Origin of the sequence: Deinococcus aestuarii (assembly GCF_018863415.1) — a bacterium.
GTDB classification, from domain to species: Bacteria; Deinococcota; Deinococci; order Deinococcales; family Deinococcaceae; genus Deinococcus; species Deinococcus aestuarii.
Genome location: NZ_JAHKSN010000013.1, coordinates 1 through 14193 on the forward strand (window position 1 = coordinate 1; position 14193 = coordinate 14193).

At 68.2% G+C, this 14193-nt stretch carries 18 protein-coding genes; 10 read left to right on the top strand and 8 right to left on the bottom strand.

The window, feature by feature from the left end; genetic code table 11:
- Positions 1-148: 148 nt before the first annotated feature.
- The gene (locus tag IC605_RS15190; protein ID WP_216325961.1) at positions 149-667 is read left to right on the top strand and encodes a DUF4276 family protein; all 519 of its coding nucleotides are present in this window, start codon (positions 149-151) and stop codon (positions 665-667) included.
- Between the two features lie 247 nt (positions 668-914).
- Here the strand turns inward: IC605_RS15190 and IC605_RS24700 are convergent, their stop codons facing one another.
- Complete coding sequence (locus tag IC605_RS24700; protein ID WP_246580910.1) at positions 915-1571, bottom strand: hypothetical protein; 657 nt, start codon at positions 1569-1571, stop codon at positions 915-917.
- A 1852-nt stretch (positions 1572-3423) separates the two neighbouring features.
- Positions 3424-3789 carry a hypothetical protein gene (locus IC605_RS15200; RefSeq protein WP_216325963.1) on the bottom strand — a complete coding sequence of 122 codons (366 nt, stop codon included), beginning with the start codon at positions 3787-3789 and terminating at the stop codon, positions 3424-3426.
- A 231-nt stretch (positions 3790-4020) separates the two neighbouring features.
- Between IC605_RS15200 and IC605_RS15205 the strand changes: the two genes are divergently transcribed.
- Positions 4021-4710, top strand: coding sequence for a hypothetical protein (locus IC605_RS15205; RefSeq protein ID WP_216325965.1), 690 nt, complete (start codon positions 4021-4023; stop codon positions 4708-4710).
- Here IC605_RS15205 and IC605_RS15210 read toward each other — a convergent pair.
- Positions 4691-5449 (bottom strand): hypothetical protein, encoded by a 759-nt coding sequence (locus IC605_RS15210; RefSeq protein ID WP_216325967.1) that lies wholly within the window; start codon positions 5447-5449, stop codon positions 4691-4693. The genes IC605_RS15205 and IC605_RS15210 overlap by 20 nt on opposite strands.
- A gap of 165 nt (positions 5450-5614) precedes the next feature.
- On the opposite strand from IC605_RS15210, the gene IC605_RS15215 reads away from it, so the two are divergent.
- The 3 genes from IC605_RS15215 to IC605_RS15225 are packed head-to-tail and all read left to right on the top strand — an operon-like array spanning position 5615 to position 7116.
- A complete protein-coding gene (locus IC605_RS15215; protein ID WP_216325969.1) occupies positions 5615-6097 on the top strand; it encodes a hypothetical protein in 483 nt (160 codons plus the stop codon).
- Positions 6094-6891, top strand: coding sequence for a hypothetical protein (locus tag IC605_RS15220; protein WP_216325971.1), 798 nt, complete (start codon positions 6094-6096; stop codon positions 6889-6891). The genes IC605_RS15215 and IC605_RS15220 overlap by 4 nt, the downstream gene beginning before the upstream one ends.
- Before the next feature lie 3 nt (positions 6892-6894).
- Positions 6895-7116 (top strand): hypothetical protein, encoded by a 222-nt coding sequence (locus tag IC605_RS15225; protein WP_216325973.1) that lies wholly within the window; start codon positions 6895-6897, stop codon positions 7114-7116.
- A 552-nt stretch (positions 7117-7668) separates the two neighbouring features.
- Here IC605_RS15225 and IC605_RS15230 read toward each other — a convergent pair.
- Together IC605_RS15230 and IC605_RS15235 are read right to left on the bottom strand one after the other, a co-directional pair.
- On the bottom strand, positions 7669-8034 hold the full coding sequence (locus IC605_RS15230) for a type II toxin-antitoxin system PemK/MazF family toxin (protein WP_216325975.1): 366 nt from the start codon (positions 8032-8034) through the stop codon (positions 7669-7671).
- Complete coding sequence (locus tag IC605_RS15235; RefSeq protein ID WP_216325977.1) at positions 8031-8408, bottom strand: helix-turn-helix domain-containing protein; 378 nt, start codon at positions 8406-8408, stop codon at positions 8031-8033. Before IC605_RS15235 ends, IC605_RS15230 begins: the two co-directional genes overlap by 4 nt.
- A gap of 1107 nt (positions 8409-9515) precedes the next feature.
- Between IC605_RS15235 and IC605_RS15240 the strand changes: the two genes are divergently transcribed.
- The 4 genes from IC605_RS15240 (at position 9516) to IC605_RS25585 (ending at position 12220) form a co-directional block, all read left to right on the top strand.
- Positions 9516-10520: an FUSC family protein gene (locus tag IC605_RS15240; protein WP_216325980.1), complete on the top strand. Its 1005-nt coding sequence runs from the start codon at positions 9516-9518 to the stop codon at positions 10518-10520.
- Entirely contained in the window at positions 10517-11446 is a 930-nt protein-coding gene (locus IC605_RS15245; protein WP_216325983.1) for an ATP-binding protein, read from the top strand. The genes IC605_RS15240 and IC605_RS15245 overlap by 4 nt, the downstream gene beginning before the upstream one ends.
- On the top strand, positions 11440-11643 hold the full coding sequence (locus IC605_RS15250) for a hypothetical protein (protein ID WP_216325986.1): 204 nt from the start codon (positions 11440-11442) through the stop codon (positions 11641-11643). Before IC605_RS15245 ends, IC605_RS15250 begins: the two co-directional genes overlap by 7 nt.
- Positions 11644-11995: 352 nt before the next feature.
- Positions 11996-12220: an HNH endonuclease gene (locus IC605_RS25585; protein ID WP_216325988.1), complete on the top strand. Its 225-nt coding sequence runs from the start codon at positions 11996-11998 to the stop codon at positions 12218-12220.
- A 120-nt stretch (positions 12221-12340) separates the two neighbouring features.
- Here the strand turns inward: IC605_RS25585 and IC605_RS15260 are convergent, their stop codons facing one another.
- Together IC605_RS15260 and IC605_RS15265 are read right to left on the bottom strand one after the other, a co-directional pair.
- Entirely contained in the window at positions 12341-12748 is a 408-nt protein-coding gene (locus tag IC605_RS15260; protein ID WP_216325991.1) for a helix-turn-helix domain-containing protein, read from the bottom strand.
- Complete coding sequence (locus tag IC605_RS15265) at positions 12745-13008, bottom strand: hypothetical protein (RefSeq protein ID WP_216325994.1); 264 nt, start codon at positions 13006-13008, stop codon at positions 12745-12747. Before IC605_RS15265 ends, IC605_RS15260 begins: the two co-directional genes overlap by 4 nt.
- A gap of 519 nt (positions 13009-13527) precedes the next feature.
- On the opposite strand from IC605_RS15265, the gene IC605_RS15270 reads away from it, so the two are divergent.
- The gene (locus IC605_RS15270; RefSeq protein WP_216325997.1) at positions 13528-13767 is read left to right on the top strand and encodes a site-specific integrase; all 240 of its coding nucleotides are present in this window, start codon (positions 13528-13530) and stop codon (positions 13765-13767) included.
- 4 nt (positions 13768-13771) lie between these two features.
- Here the strand turns inward: IC605_RS15270 and IC605_RS15275 are convergent, their stop codons facing one another.
- On the bottom strand, positions 13772-14011 hold the full coding sequence (locus tag IC605_RS15275) for a hypothetical protein (protein WP_216325999.1): 240 nt from the start codon (positions 14009-14011) through the stop codon (positions 13772-13774).
- Positions 14012-14193 lie beyond the last annotated feature (182 nt).

A 14193-nucleotide genomic window follows, 5' to 3' on the forward strand; every position in this document is an offset into this window, starting at 1 on the left:
CGGCCCGCAGGCAACAGCGGCTCAAGGCGCTTAAACTGCTTCCGGGTCAGGTCACTCGGGTATGTTTTGCGTTTCACACCTCAAAACTGCCGCAGGACCTGACCCTTTTCAAACACCCTCTCAGGGAGCCTACTTCCACCGGGGAGGTATGACGACCTATGCGCGGGCCAGGAGCGACGTCCTTCAGTGGCTCAGGCAGGACACGGGGGCCCACGTCACCACCTTCTTCGACCTCTACGCCCTACCCACCGACTTCCCCCGGCGGGCGGCGGCCACCGGTGCCCCTTCCGGGGCCGCGCGGGCCACGCTGCTGGAAGAGGCCTTCGCCCGCGACATTGGTTCGCCGCTGTTCTTCCCGCACATCCAGCCCCACGAGTTCGAGGCCCTGCTGTTCAGCGACGTGGCGGCCATCGACCGGGCCCTGCAACTCCTCATGCCGGTCTCGAGGCTCTCAAACCTCACCACCATGCTGACCAGTCTCCCCACCCCCGAGGATTTGAACGACAGTCCGTCAACGGCCCCCTCCAAGCGGCTCCTCGGCCTGTACCCGGCCTACGATAAGAGACTGTTCGGGCCGCTCATCGCCGCCGAGATCGGGCTAACTCGAATGCGCCAGGCCTGTCCCCACTTCGGCGCCTGGTTGACCCGCCTGGAATCTCTGAGTTGAAAAGAGCAGGCCGCTGGCGCGGACCGGAGGCTGCAAGTCCGGTGGCGCGCTGGCCACGTTTTGGTCGACATGATCTTCCCCTCTTGGGAGGCCTGCGGGACCGTGCACCTGCACGCCCATCCCGAGTAGAGAACGAAGCGCAGATGATCTTCGGGGGCCAGGGGTTTCAGAACACTTCTCGCCTGCAGGAACTGGTTACAGGGGAAGGACACAGACATGGACCCCACGCCCCCGCAGCCGAGGGCATTCAGGGTTGCTTGAGCGCAGTTGCCCGGGCGAGGAGGGCCCGCGCCCGCCGCCGCCCATCCAGCGAACCCACCCCCGCGAAACCGCCCAGGGCCAGGCCGAAGGGCAGGGCGAGCAGCGGCAACGCCCACGCCCCCGCCACCTTCTGCGCTCCCGCGTAAGCGCCCAGCAGCAGCGCGACCAGACCGACGCCGCCGCCGACACGGGCCGGCCCGAGCAGGGTGTTGGCAAAGCGGTCCACCGCCTCGAGCTGCGCGTCGTACTCCGCGAGGACGTACTCCAACGCCTTGAGATCGAAGGCCTGCAGCTGCTGGGCGACGTGCGCCTCCCGGGCGCTGCGCTCGACGAAAGCGGCGTGGGCCTGGGGGTCCGCGGCGTTCGTCAGGCGCAGATATTCAACCCGGTAGGCGATCAAGCGCGCCACGAAGAGGAGCACCACCGCGGCGGCCACGAGACCGACCGTGAGGTCCGGCACCCGGAGGGTTGCCAGGGCGTAGGTGGCCGCCGTCGTGAGGAGCAGGGCGATGTCGAGCAGCAGGGGGAAGCGCGCCGTGAGACGCCAGACGGGGTGGGGTTGACCGCCACACACCACCGGCGGGCGCGAGGGCGTCAGGAGGGTGTGGATGGCATGCACCTGTGTGAAGACGTCACGGCTCACCCCAGGAACCTAGCCGAACACGGCGCCGGAACGCAGCGAAAGTTGGCGTGTCCGGGGGAGCAGGAGGCGGTCCACTCCGCCCTGGTTCGGGATGAGCCCATGAGGCCGGCAACGCGCTGAATTTGGTGACGCGGCGGGCGAGCTGGGAGGTGGACAGCGGCCTGAACTCCCCAGACTTCACCGTTTGCCGGGTCCTGGTCGAACCATACTGACCGATCACCCTCGAACTCCCCTACCTCGCCTCACAGGCTTGTTGCCCGGGATGTCAGCCGGCCTCCAACCGCATTCACGGCCGGCTCCGTTCCCTTGCACGCCTTCCCCTGATCGGGTCACCCGGTCAAACTCCCCGTCCGTGTTCACCACTTCCGGTGCTCGACACCAGGCGGTCCCCGAGTGATTTTCGCCGGGCATTCCCCCTTCCCGACCCGGCCTGACCGTCCACCCACGTCGCGCAGCGAGGACGTGGCGCACACCCTCGTGACCGACCTGGGCAGTTGGGGTGGTGCCCAACTCGCAACGCCCCCGAGGCCCAACCCCGCCACCTGCCCGTGGCCCGGTTCACGCTGCCCGTCTGGTGCGCTCGGCCGCAGTCGCCCGACGGACCGGTCCCGCTGCTTCGACCCCACCGGGAGGACCCGCATTTATCGCCACCACGTCACGCCAGAACGTGCTGGGCTGGGACCTGTGATCGGCGCTCACCTCGCTCCCCGACGCTATGTGGTCACCACCCCAGCTCTCCTTAGCAGGTCTCCCAGCGGGGGGACGGGCAGAGACGGAAGACCCTGGGAACCCCGGCCTGCGCCAGCCGCATCAACTGACCGGCAGTCCGGACATCCGCTCCAGAGCGGCAGGAAGACGGGGGCAACCCCGGCGACGAAGACCCAGAGGTGGCCTTTCAAACGTCCAGTTGGAGGCGGGAGGAGGGGCCGTCGCCCCAGGTTTTCGAGGTGGCGTTGTCAACCCTCCTGGGCCGCGCCCCCGGCGCCCTACACCGTGACAGGAGATCGGAACGCCTACACCTCCACACCAGGCAGGACCCAGGCGACCCCATGCCACCGGTCCGGACCGTCAGCCAGACGCTCCTGACCACGCCCAGCACCAAAAGTGTTCAACCCCCTTCGCACACCGCCAGGATAGGTACACCCGCCCCTGGTCCGTCCGCTTCCCCGGCAACCTCGGGATGGCCTGCCGAGACCTCGTCAACCTTCCGGGGGACGGCCTGACACCCCACCCTGCCTCAGCGCCGAGAACGACGAGGGGCAGAGCTGACGCACATCATCGGAGCCTTGGCTCTTCGAGACAGAACCTGTCAGATCAACAACCCGGGCGGGGCAGCAGGGCGGTCACGTGTACCCCGGATGACAATATCGCGGAGTGGGACAGGACCGGGCCTGGCCGGTCGGTCCAACAGGAGGAGACCTTCCGGCCCACCGCGTGCCGGGTGCCTGGGTGGGAACAAGCATCGGACACTGGACGCCTGGACCCGAGCGTCGGACCCGGCGAATCGGAGCGCCCGGCTGGACGACACCCGCTGCCGATCACCCCGCTGCCAGACAGGCGGGACAGACCCGACCCGGCGCTTGAACCAAGCGCGATCTCAAACAGTCAGGTTGGTCGGCGCACCTTCGGCAGCGTTGCTGCACTGAGGAGGTCATGCATCCATCACGCCGCCAGATCTGCCATCGCCGGGGCTCCCTCTCGTCCTCGCCCGGGCTCTGGTCACACGGCGACCAATCTCCCTTACAACTTCCGATCTCACCCAGACATGAACCGTGTTCAGGATGTACAGGTGGTCCGCAGCCAATGGTCGGCACTCTTTCCCACGCGTTCCCGCCGCACTTTCAGCGTCGGCCTAGCTTCCACCCTCCACTCCGTTCCGCTTGACGAGCACCCCCCGCAAGTACTCAGCGATTTGATCCATCCTCTTGACCAACTGGGTCTGGTTGGTCTCCAGGGCCTCCATGCGCCTGAGGAGTTCCTGGGCCGATTCCGACGGGATGGGTGCGGTGTACCTGCCCAGCAGCTGCTGGATGGCCTGCTTGAAGGTTCCTGCCTTCCCGCTGGTAAGGAGTGCGTGGGCTTCCCGCATGTGCGTCACTGTCTGGTCATCCATTAGCCGAGGGCGTGCCGTGCCCATCTCCGCGTGATAGATGTTCAGCCTCTTCGAGATGACGCTGGGATCGACGTCGAGTTCGCGAGCAAGTTCGGAGGCAAGCATACCCCAGCATACTCGCCAGACCAGTTTTGTCCAGGACTTGCCAGTGTTCGCGGATTGGCAAGCCACCTGCCCTCACCCGACAACTTTTTGGATTTTGCAAATTTGTCCCCTTGCAAAATCATAATCTGTTCCGGGAAGGAGAACCCTTGCACTCTCCGCCCCCGTCCGCAGCCACACGGCGGCGAGGCGAGGTGGGCACGCACAACGGATGACGATGTGCCATCATGACCCATGTCAGGGGAGCATCCCGCCATCCAGAAGGCCAAGTTGCGCGCCGCGCTCGCCCTCGACCGGACGCTGACGACGGTGCAGCTCGAGCGGCGGGGGCTCTTGCAGGCGGCGACGTGGCTGGGGCTCCCCCAGGTGACCCTGACCTGCCGGACCCGGACCACCCAGCCGCACAGCGACACCGACCTGAGCTTCGTGGCCCTGGACGCCCGGTGGCTCTCGCGGCCCCCCCGCGACCTGATGCACGACGCGGGGCTGGGTGAGGCGCGGCACCGGATAGAGCAGCGGGGCGACATGCCCCCCCGGGCTGTCTGGCAGCACGTGACGCTCGCGGGCCGACAACGCGTTCACCTCCCAGATGCGGAGGTGCTCATCCCACACCCGCAGCGGCAGATGGACTGGGCGGTGGAGTTCGACGCCGGCTACAGTCCCCAGCGCATTGAACGCAAACTGGAAGCCGCCGCCTCTGCCGGATACCGCTGGATGTTTTGGGCCACGTCGGTCCACGACCGCACCACGCGGGTGCTCGGGCAGGCCGAAGACCTACATCACCTGGGCCGACTCCCGGGGCTGGCCGGCATCACGACCATCTTCGTGGACTTCTGGAGCCTGCGGGACCCGTACGTGGGACGGCGCCGCTGCCTCAAACAGATGTCGATTGAATACAGCTTCATCAGGGTCGGGGCAGGATGAGGAGCCTGACCCGGGGGTAGTGCGAGGACACACCGCCGTCATTCGTCCGGGCGCGCTCGACCTCCAGGGCGCGCAGGAAGGTTCGCAACTGGCCTTCCTCGGGCACCGCGAGGATCAGGGGGTGACGCCACGAGTGAATGTCGTTCTCGTGTCGTCGGTAGAGCGTCCGCATCCGGGACAGCCCGATCCCGCCGCCGCCGATGGAGGCGTACAAGCTGGGGTAACCGAGCATCTCCTCGAAGCTCCCCCACTGATCCGCCTTCGGCTCCAGCACCTCGCGCTCGATGCGGTGTCCCCTGACGAAGTAGCTCTCAGTGTCTTTCAGCCTGGCCGCGTAGGCGGGCGGCACCCGCACGACCGTGCGCACGATCTGGCTGGTGGTGCCCGCCTGGTAGCCCACCTTCCCCGAGCGCTTGTACTCGTGCCGGTCCAGGGTGTACCCCTCCGCCTCCAGCAGGGCCAGCGCGTCCAGCTGGTAGGCCCGGTCGGCGACGGCGCTCGGACCGGTGAGGTAGGGGGCGTCCGGCACGATCTGCTGCTCCGCGTTGAGCCCGTGGGCCCGGGGGGTGACCGCCAGCACCGCGCCGTAGGGCGTGTGCACCTCGCGGAGGTAGCCTTCCCGGAGCAGGCGTGACCAGTTGGGTTTGGGGCCGTGCTCGGCGATCACACGCCGGGTCGTCAGGGCGCCCGCCTGCAACACCTTCGCCAACACGGCGTTCTCCAGCTCAAGCGTCCCCATGCTCCCAGGCTAGCCGCGCAGGGGGAGGGACGTCACCCCCGCCGGGGGCGGGGGTCCGGGCGGAGGCGAGCGATGTCCTGCGCCGTGGCCGGACCGAGAGCGGGGCACATCACATGAGGGGCACCGGCGGGTGGAGCAGGCACCGCAACCGACGGGAACGGCCGGGTGCGCAAGGTCTTCGATCAGGGCCAGGTGGCCATTGCGCTGTGCTCGGATACGGGGGCGACCAGCGCTCACCTCCAACACCGAGGCGAGAGCCTGATCGACGACTTGCCCTCGACGCAGGAGACCCCCAAACAGAGGAACGCCCGCATTGACCGGCTGGGGCAGATGAAGCGGGTGGAAGTGCCCCACCTCGTCACCGACACCGCCTCTGACCGCGACAACATGCGGCGCCTCACTCGCAAGCAGGAGCTGGGTTCAATTCTCCAGGGAGAATACGGGGACATGGACGACAACGGCCTCGCCGCTTCCATCCGCCGCGCCCACGCCGAGCGGGAGGGGGACTTGCCCAAGTGGTGGGAAAAGCCGCTGGGCCCGGCCATTCACGAGGACGCCCGGCAGGAGGCTCAGCCGGACGTGCCGGCCGATCTGCCCACCTCCCCTGAACACACCGTTCCCGGCGCGGGTGCCAGGGTGAGTGCATGAAGCCTCCCCGAGAGCGGCCCCTGAGACTCGTCCTGATGGTCCGGCGCGACGGCGTGCGGCAGGGCTACCACGTCGCCGAGCGGGACCAGGAGCCGGAGGTGAGTCTGGGCCTCGACCGGCTGCCCGCCAGCGGGACCGTGCCCCATGACCGCCTGCTGCGCTACGCCTCGCCGCGCGCCGTGGTGAACGCGGTGACCCACGAGCTGCACCGCCGTCATCCGCTGCCGGGCTCGGTCCGGCTGCGCTACCTGCACACCGAGCGCAAGCTCGAACGCTACGCCCGCGAGCACGGCCTGAGCGCGGTGCAGGCAGAGGCTTTGACCCTGACCCGCTCGGCATTCACTGGGCGGGAGATTTTAATTCTGCCGCTGCTCTGGCATGACCTGGCGAGCGAGTTCATGGACGTCCGCGCCAGAGGAGCGCGCACCCTCGCGCACGAACACTGGCACGCCCTCAAGGGGTACGTGGGCGGGGAATTTCACCCGCTGGAGGAGGGCGGTGCGGACCTGTACGGGGAGCGGGCCACGCGCGATCTGCTGTTGGGCGTCCCGCCTATTCCGACGGCCTACCCCGAGGCCATGCGGGCGGTGCTCGCGTTGGAAGACCGCTTCGGGGCGGTGTGGTTGCTGGAGAGCCGGCGCGCGCGCGACCAGCACGCCTACCTGAGAGCGGCGCTGCATACCTTGAACGTGGACCCGGTGGTCCGGCAGGAGGTCTTGTCGTACACTGCTTTTCGAGAGCAGTCAAGTTTCCGGCAAGGAATCGAAGACTTGCTCGCCCGTGAAAGGCGGTGACGTATGCCCACCCTCGCCCCCCAACCTCAGCCCAGCACCGAGTACCGCGAGCCGCCCGTTGTCGCGCGGCTGCGCGCCCTCTTCGCGTCGGGGGCGAGCGATGACGAGCTGCGCACCGCGCTGTACGAGGCCCGGGACGCGCAGATGAGCCCTTACGACCGCGCCATGTCGGGCGAGCTGATGGGTGAAGTCGCCAAGTACCTCGTGTTCAACGGGCGCGCGTAGACGGCTCACATGACGGCCCGACCTCGGGCTGCGGATCGCAACAACGGACGAGCACAGACGGCTCTGATGGGGCGGGGTGGGGAGTTCCCCGCCCCTTCTTCTTGACCCCCGTGTCTGCTTGGCGGCACGCACGGGGCTATGGCGGAACAACGTCCTGACTCGGATCGACCTGGCCTGGTACACCCGACGGAACGGCCTCACCGGCGTCCAGCCGAACCTGGAGGACACCCGGGCGGAATCGGCTGGGGCACGGGGCTTGACACCCGCACCTGCGCGCGTGTCTCACGCCCAGTCCGCCCCGCTTCCGACCTTCGCCCGCCCTCCTGTGCCCCGGCCTCCACACCCCTCTCGGCATCCCGGGCCTGGGCGCCTGCGAGGCCCCCCGATGGGGTGCTGAGTGACATGGCACGGGACTGCGGAACCGGGGCCCTTTCGGCGTGCGCACCATCCTCCCGACGTGAGGAGCGTGGGATGGTCGGCCGAACGACGGGTTCGTCGTGGAGAGCGGTGGAGGGCTATGACCGCTCCCGTGCTCGACGGCCGAGGGTTCGCCTACAGGTCGAACATGGCGGTCAGCGCCGCCCGGATCGGGGCAGACTCGTCGGGCGTCAGGGTCCCCAGGCGTCCCAGGATCCGTAAGACGTCCAGCGCCCGCACGTTGTCCACCAACGCCACGCTCGGGACCGTCAACCCGCCCTGGCCCGCGGCCAGCACCGGGTACAGCGCCGGAGAGGTGCTCGCGTACCCGCCCACATTCGAGGTCAGCGGCACCACGACCAGCGCCGGGAAGCGTGACACCCCCACCCGGTCGGGAAGTCCCACGACGACGGCCGGTCGGCTGCCGGTCTGCTCGTGGCCGGGCGGTCGCTGGGCCGGGAACTGCACCTTGAGCACGTCGCCCACCGCGACGCCGCTCAAGCCTCCCCCACCACGAAGCCCACGCCCGGCACGTACCGCACCGGCTCGCCGCTCGGCTCGCCACCCTCGCCCCAGTCGTAGGGCTCGAGATCGGGCATCAGGTCGGCGGCGGCCCACTCCGCCGCCTCGGTGTCGGGTTCGGGCACGGTGACGGCGGCGAGGAGGTCGGCGGGCGTGACTTCCTCGCCGGTGAGTTCCTCCAGCGCGGTGATGACGGCGCCGAGGGTGCCCAGGTCCACGCGGGTGACCTCGCCGCGCGCGAGGGCGTAGACAGTGCGGCGGCTGACGCGCCCCTCCGTGGCCTGGGCGAGGCGGTACGCGGTCAGGCCGTGGGTGTTCAGGTAGCGCTTGAGCGTGAATTCGACGGCGCGCATGGTGGTAATATCTTAACACTACCCTTTAGTGTGAACTCCGCTCGTCCACTTCAGGTGACGTCCGACCCGTGGGAGGGCGGGAGCCTGAGGACGAGCCGGGGCTGAGCGGACCAAAATGTCGAAATCGTGTCCTAAGCCCGGTACGCGTGCGCTGGCAGATGGCGCGGAGGTTGTCTCTCGGCACAACAGAAGCCCCACGCGGGAACCTGACATTGCCGCGAGTGAGGCACAGGGCTTGACATCAGAACCTGCGCGCGTGTCTTCCGCCAGGTCGGACCCTGCTTTTGGCCTTCGCCTGCTCAACCGCTTCCCTGGCCCGCCGTCCACGACCTCGGCAGAAGTCCGAATTCGGCGGCCTCTGCGGTTTGCCGGTGAGGGACGACTGGACAACGGTGACGCTGAACGAAGAGCAGTCCCACCTGAAGCCCGCGGGAGTCACCCGCACCCGCGCCAGGGGCACGGCGCGAACTCGATGCTTCGCCCGAGCCGTTGCGCGCCGGGAGGGTGGCATGAGACCCCACCACACGGGCCTCCTCGGTGCGGGCAACGATGACAGCCCCGTCGCGCGGGTTTCTCGCGGGGCGCACGCGACCTTGACAACGGAGGGCGCGCGCACGTCCGTTTAGGGGTGCGCTCGCGGGCGGTCGCCGCGAGTCGGGCGCGCGAGCCTCGGCGCTTCGTGGGGGGGGTGTACCCCCATTGCGCCGCAGGGTAGCGCGCAGTCACCGTGCCGGACATGGGCCCTTCCTCTCTCGATGTCTGTCCCGTCCCACGTCTTGATATGACGCCCAGCAACCCGGCGACCACCCAGCACTTGGTCAAAGGAGCACGCCCCCAGTCTGGGGAGACCGAGGGCGTGCGGGGGACCCTTCTCAAACTTGAAACCAATATCGCTTTCGGCGTGGGGACGCCGACGGCCTCGGCCTGGGCCCAGGACACGTGCCTGGGCATGCCTGGTCAACGCACCGGGCGAGTGGCCTTCACCCAGGAGCGCGTGGGAGCGCCGTCCATGTCACGTGAGTTCACGCATCGCCGCTTCGGACTGCTGGTCCTGGAGCCGATTCACGGCCACCCCACCCTGCCGCGGCCCCTGGTAGGCGGCCAGGCATGAGCATTCGTCGTCGAAAGAAGACCCGGGCGTTCACGCAGATCAACAACGACGCCCTGCGCAACCCCGCCCTCAGCCTGAAGGCCAAGGGGCTGCTCGCCGTGATGATGAGCTGCCCCGAAGACTGGCAGTTCTACATGAACTGGCTTCAGCAGCAAAGCCGTGACGGCAAGGAAGCCCACCAGTCCGCCATGAAGGAATTGCAACAGCACGGCTACGTCGTCCGGCAGCGCGGAAACGGCGAGGACGGCCGGCTGGAGTGGGAGTATCTGGTGGACGATGAGCCGACCGGGAAACCCACACCCACCATGACGGGTAAACCCGGTCATGGTGACGCGCCGACCATGACTGGGTTTACCGTGCATGGTTCGACCATTCACGGTGAACCCGCCACTACAAATATGGATTCCACCAAAACGGATTCCATAAAGACAGAGAACATTCAAAGAGAGGAGGCCACGCTTCCCACGCGCTCTAACCCCACACAGGGAACTCTGCCGGACATCCTCCCACCCGAACTCCCGGTGCCTGACGGGGCCAGTGAGGGTTTCCCGGTCCCTGTTCAGGTTCGAGCTCAGATCCCCACAAGCCATAACGATGAAGCCACGTCCTCCGAAAAAATTCTGGGCGGCGCGGCGCCGCGCGGACGCGAGCTGCAGACGTCCGAGGAGTATCTGCGGCGCAAGCTCGGCCCCCCGTTGGTGGACCGGTTGCTCGAGGAAATCCAGCCGCTCGGGGTAAACCGCCGCGCGGACTGGTTCGCGCTGCCGCTCGCCCGGGTGGAGGAGCTGGAGGCCGAGGCGCGGCGGACCCACGAGGCGCACAAGGTCAAGGTGTCCACACGGCTCAAAGACCTGCTCGACGAGGAGTGTCGGCGGGTGGGTCTTCTGGCCCGGTCCGCCCCTCCGAAGGATAGGCCGGAGCCCGCCCCCGACCCCAATGCCGACCCGATGGCCGCGTTGCTGGCCGGAGCGAGCCTGAACGGCAACCGGGGCCGCCGATGACTGAGTTCGCCAAGATCGAGCGCGAGCGCCAGACGACCGAGGCGTTCATGGAGAAACTTCGTGCCCGTGGGTTGGTGAAGCCCCCTCAGCGGCTCCCCGACCGGCACGCTGAGGCCATCGACGGCGCGCTGGCGTTGGCCCTGGAGCCCGAGGAGCCGCGCCGCCTGTACGCGACGCCCGAACAATACCGGGGCTGGGCGCAGGACCCCGTCACCCTCACGCTGGACCTGCACGCCGAGCACTGCCAGGCAGGCATGATCCTGGTGGGGGAGGGGGCGCAGGTGAGTTCGCTGGTGTGCCCCAATTGCCAGGCGCAGGGCCGTGCGGTGGAGCTGCGCAAGCGACTGGTCGCCGCAGGCGTGGACGGCCGTTACCTGGACGTGGAGTGGGCGGATTTGGAGCAGCTCGCACCGCTCGACCGCCTGGCTCGCGCTTGCGGGGACATCCGGGGCATCCTCGATGAGGGGGAGAGCCTGCTGCTGTGGAGCGAGGGCACCGGCAGCGGCAAGACGCAGGCGGCGATGCTCGCGGCGAAGGCGGCCATCGCGGGACATCGGACGGCGCTCGTAGTCAATATCGCCCGCCTCGCGGTGGAGATTCGTGACGGGTACGGCGACCGCAGCGGGGCGGCCCTGAAGGAGTCGGCGGTCCAAAGGCTACTCGCGGCACCGGACCTGCTGGTGATTGACGACCTGGGCGCAGGCGAGTCGGACAGTGCGGCCATCGAACGCCGACTGCTGTTCCTGGCTTTGGATGAGCGGCAGATGCACCGGCGCAGCACAGTCGTGACGAGCAACCTGCGCCCCGAGGAACTGGCGGTCACCTTCGGAGCGCGCATTCTGGCCCGTCTGTCTCCCCTGACCATTATCCATATCAACCACGGAAAGAACTTCCGCCTGAAACCCGGGAGGAAGAGCCGATGGTGAAACGCCTGCCCACCCCGCGCCACAGCGTCTACCAACCCGAACTCGCCACCGTGGCCGAGCTGGAGGCCCTGGATCTGAAGCTTGGCAGCATTCGCACGGGCGCCCCACCGACCTACGAAGACGGCGACCGCTCGGGCAGGTGTGGGCTGAACGAGATCGGCGGCGAGTTCGCCGGACGCCAAGGGGCGACGTCGTGAAGGGCCCAGCTCTCCCCCACCGCGCGGTGGTCGCCGTCACCGGCTGGCCCACCCACGAGCGCAAGGGCAGGCTGGTCGGCAGGTTGCTCATCCGCACCGGTTGTCGGCCCACAGGCGAGACACGCGTGACCGTCCGTGTCTCCACACACACCGCCCCGGCACGCTGGCATCATGACGTGGACGAGGCCGAGCTGATCCCCGCCGCCCCTGCCGGGCGAGTTGCCCGCTCCCCGGCGAGGGGCGGTCTCCCCCGGGGTGCTGGAGGCGACGCTCTTCACCCCGGAGTTCGGCACGTGGTTCTGGGCACGCGTCGAGCAGGGAGAGGGCTGCTGGGAGTGGCAGAGCTCATTGAATGGGGGGGGTGGGCCGCAGCCTCCCCACTCACCGGGTGGTCTGGCTGCTGGCCGGACGCACGATCCCCGACGACCTGGTGCTCGACCACCCTTGTCGCAACCGGCGCTGCCGCAATCCGGCTCAAGGCAGTCGCCAGCCCGGAGAACACCCTGCGCGGGGAGACGGCGTCGGCTCGGCACGCCCGCGTGTTGTACTGCCCGCGGGGGCACGGGTATGGGGGTGAGAACCTGAGGGTGCCCTTGCGGGCGGCGGGGTGACGTAGCCAACGAGGCGAGGGCAGTGTGGCCTGGAAGAGAACACACCCACCCTGGAGCGGGTGGGCGGACGGGCCATGCGGCGCGCTTCAATCAGCGGCCTGAGGCGCGTGGGGGTAAATCGGCACCTCGATTCGCTGGCCCGCATGGCGCGGCACGAGCACGACCTTGACCGTGTAGCCGAGCGCGTCCGCGTGTTCGGCCAGGGAGGTCACCGTCGGGTTGTGGGAGGCGTTCTCGATCTGCGAAAGCCTGCCCTTGGTCAACTGGCGCCGCCTGGCCAGTTCCTTGGCCGTGATCTGGGCCCGCTGCCGGGCGATCTTCCAGGCGTGAGCGAGGTTCTCGGCGTTCAAGGCGTCCTGATAGTCGGCCTCGATCCCCGCCCGGCTTTCCTGGGTCAACAGGCCTTCCGGCAGCCTGTCTGCCGGGGTGACCGTTCCGTCGTCATTCAGGAGGCTCGCGGCCAACTCCATCTTTGCTTTCAGGCGCTCGTTCATACCTTGATCTCTCCTTTCTTGACGGCAATCAAGACGTCATAGGCTTCTTCGATCAACCGCTCGTCGGGGTCGGCGTCCGGTTCTTTGTACTCGGCGTTCACAAGCACTGGGCGGCCATCCTTGAGCCAGAACAGGTAGATCCGTGCACCACCGCGCTGCCCCCCACGGGTCGAGGGCTTCAACTCCGAGATCCCCGGATAGCCCTGAAGAGAGAAGACGAAACGGCTCTGGTAACCGTGTTGGCGAACGTCCTTGCACATCTCAATGCACTGCCAGACCGCATCTCGGTAGCCGGCACGATTCAGGGTGATCAGGCACTCGATGATTCGCGGATTCTTTGCCCCCAGACGGCCCGGAAGGCGCGCCTACACCAGGGCGGGCACAGGTTTAGTTCACAGTAAACCATAACCAGGGGTCAAGGGATCGATCTCCGTTTCGGAGTCCCCATGAAGCAAGAGCGTTCTGCCGGGCGTTGCGCTCGGCCAGCCTCACCGACGCCCGCCCCTTCGCCGAGGTGCGCGCCGCCCTTACACCGAGGCGGAGGTCGCCGCCATGCTCAACGCGGCACCCCGCCGCGAGCGGGTGTCGCTGCTGCTGGGCACCCACACGGGCCTACGGGTGGCGGAGCTGGTCGCGCAGGAGTGGCGCGACGTGGACCTGGAGACGGGCAAGTTCCTGGTGCGGCGGGGCAAGGGGGCAAGACTGGCCGGGTTTACGCCTCCAAGCGCCTGTGCGCGGCCCTCCAGAAGTGGCGGGGCCAGGGCTCGGGAGAGGGCCCCGTGCTGGGGAACGCCGACAGCGCCCGGCACTTCCGGAGCAAGGTGGCCGCCGCGGCGGGCGTGTCGAGCAAGGGCCGGGCGCTGCACAGCTTGCGGCACTCCAGCGGCGCCCGCATCTACCACGAGACCCATGACCTCAAGCGGGTCGCCGACCACCTCCGGCACGCCGACGTGTCCATCTCGGCGATCTACGCCCGCCGTGCCGGGGCCGAACTGCGCGCCACCACCGCCGACTGGTAGAGGCTCAGCGCCTCAGATCGAGGGTCCACTGAAGCGGCCCGGCACTCACCACGCCGCGGGCCTTCAGGGTCGAGACATGGGCCTTGAGGCTGCTCCAAGACACCCCGCCCTGCATGAGCGCCCCGCTCAGGTACAAGCCACCGCTCTCCGGCGTCATGGTGCCCTGGAAGTCGAACGTGCCCAGCGTGGGAGTGAAGAGGCGGGCACTGGGCGTGCCGGACGACGCATCGAGGGTGAGGGTCAAGTCGGTGCTGCCCACGAGGCTGGTGCCCAGTCCGCGATAACTGCCCGTCGTCAGCAGGGTGGAGACCGGCGAGGAGAGGGCGTGGAGACGGGAGGGCCTGTTCGCCCCCCGGGTGGTCCTCGGTCGCCTCGGCGGCGTGAATGAGCAGGCTGAGCGTGTCGTTGTTGACCATACCGACGCCC

Bases quoted from the DNA above. Each gene is read 5' to 3' on its own strand.
- IC605_RS15245 (WP_216325983.1), top strand. From the start codon at position 10,517: ATGACTGAGTTCGCCAAGATCGAGCGCGAGCGCCAGACGACCGAGGCG.
- IC605_RS15190 (WP_216325961.1), top strand. From the start codon at position 149: ATGACGACCTATGCGCGGGCCAGGAGCGACGTCCTTCAGTGGCTCAGG.
- IC605_RS15200 (WP_216325963.1), bottom strand. From the start codon at position 3,789: ATGCTTGCCTCCGAACTTGCTCGCGAACTCGACGTCGATCCCAGCGTC.
- IC605_RS15205 (WP_216325965.1), top strand. From the start codon at position 4,021: ATGTCAGGGGAGCATCCCGCCATCCAGAAGGCCAAGTTGCGCGCCGCG.
- IC605_RS15265 (WP_216325994.1), bottom strand. From the start codon at position 13,008: ATGTGCAAGGACGTTCGCCAACACGGTTACCAGAGCCGTTTCGTCTTC.
- IC605_RS15250 (WP_216325986.1), top strand. From the start codon at position 11,440: ATGGTGAAACGCCTGCCCACCCCGCGCCACAGCGTCTACCAACCCGAA.
- IC605_RS15225 (WP_216325973.1), top strand. From the start codon at position 6,895: ATGCCCACCCTCGCCCCCCAACCTCAGCCCAGCACCGAGTACCGCGAG.
- IC605_RS25585 (WP_216325988.1), top strand. From the start codon at position 11,996: ATGGGGGGGGTGGGCCGCAGCCTCCCCACTCACCGGGTGGTCTGGCTG.
- IC605_RS15210 (WP_216325967.1), bottom strand. From the start codon at position 5,449: ATGGGGACGCTTGAGCTGGAGAACGCCGTGTTGGCGAAGGTGTTGCAG.
- IC605_RS15240 (WP_216325980.1), top strand. From the start codon at position 9,516: ATGAGCATTCGTCGTCGAAAGAAGACCCGGGCGTTCACGCAGATCAAC.
- IC605_RS15235 (WP_216325977.1), bottom strand. From the start codon at position 8,408: ATGCGCGCCGTCGAATTCACGCTCAAGCGCTACCTGAACACCCACGGC.
- IC605_RS15260 (WP_216325991.1), bottom strand. From the start codon at position 12,748: ATGAACGAGCGCCTGAAAGCAAAGATGGAGTTGGCCGCGAGCCTCCTG.
- IC605_RS15220 (WP_216325971.1), top strand. From the start codon at position 6,094: ATGAAGCCTCCCCGAGAGCGGCCCCTGAGACTCGTCCTGATGGTCCGG.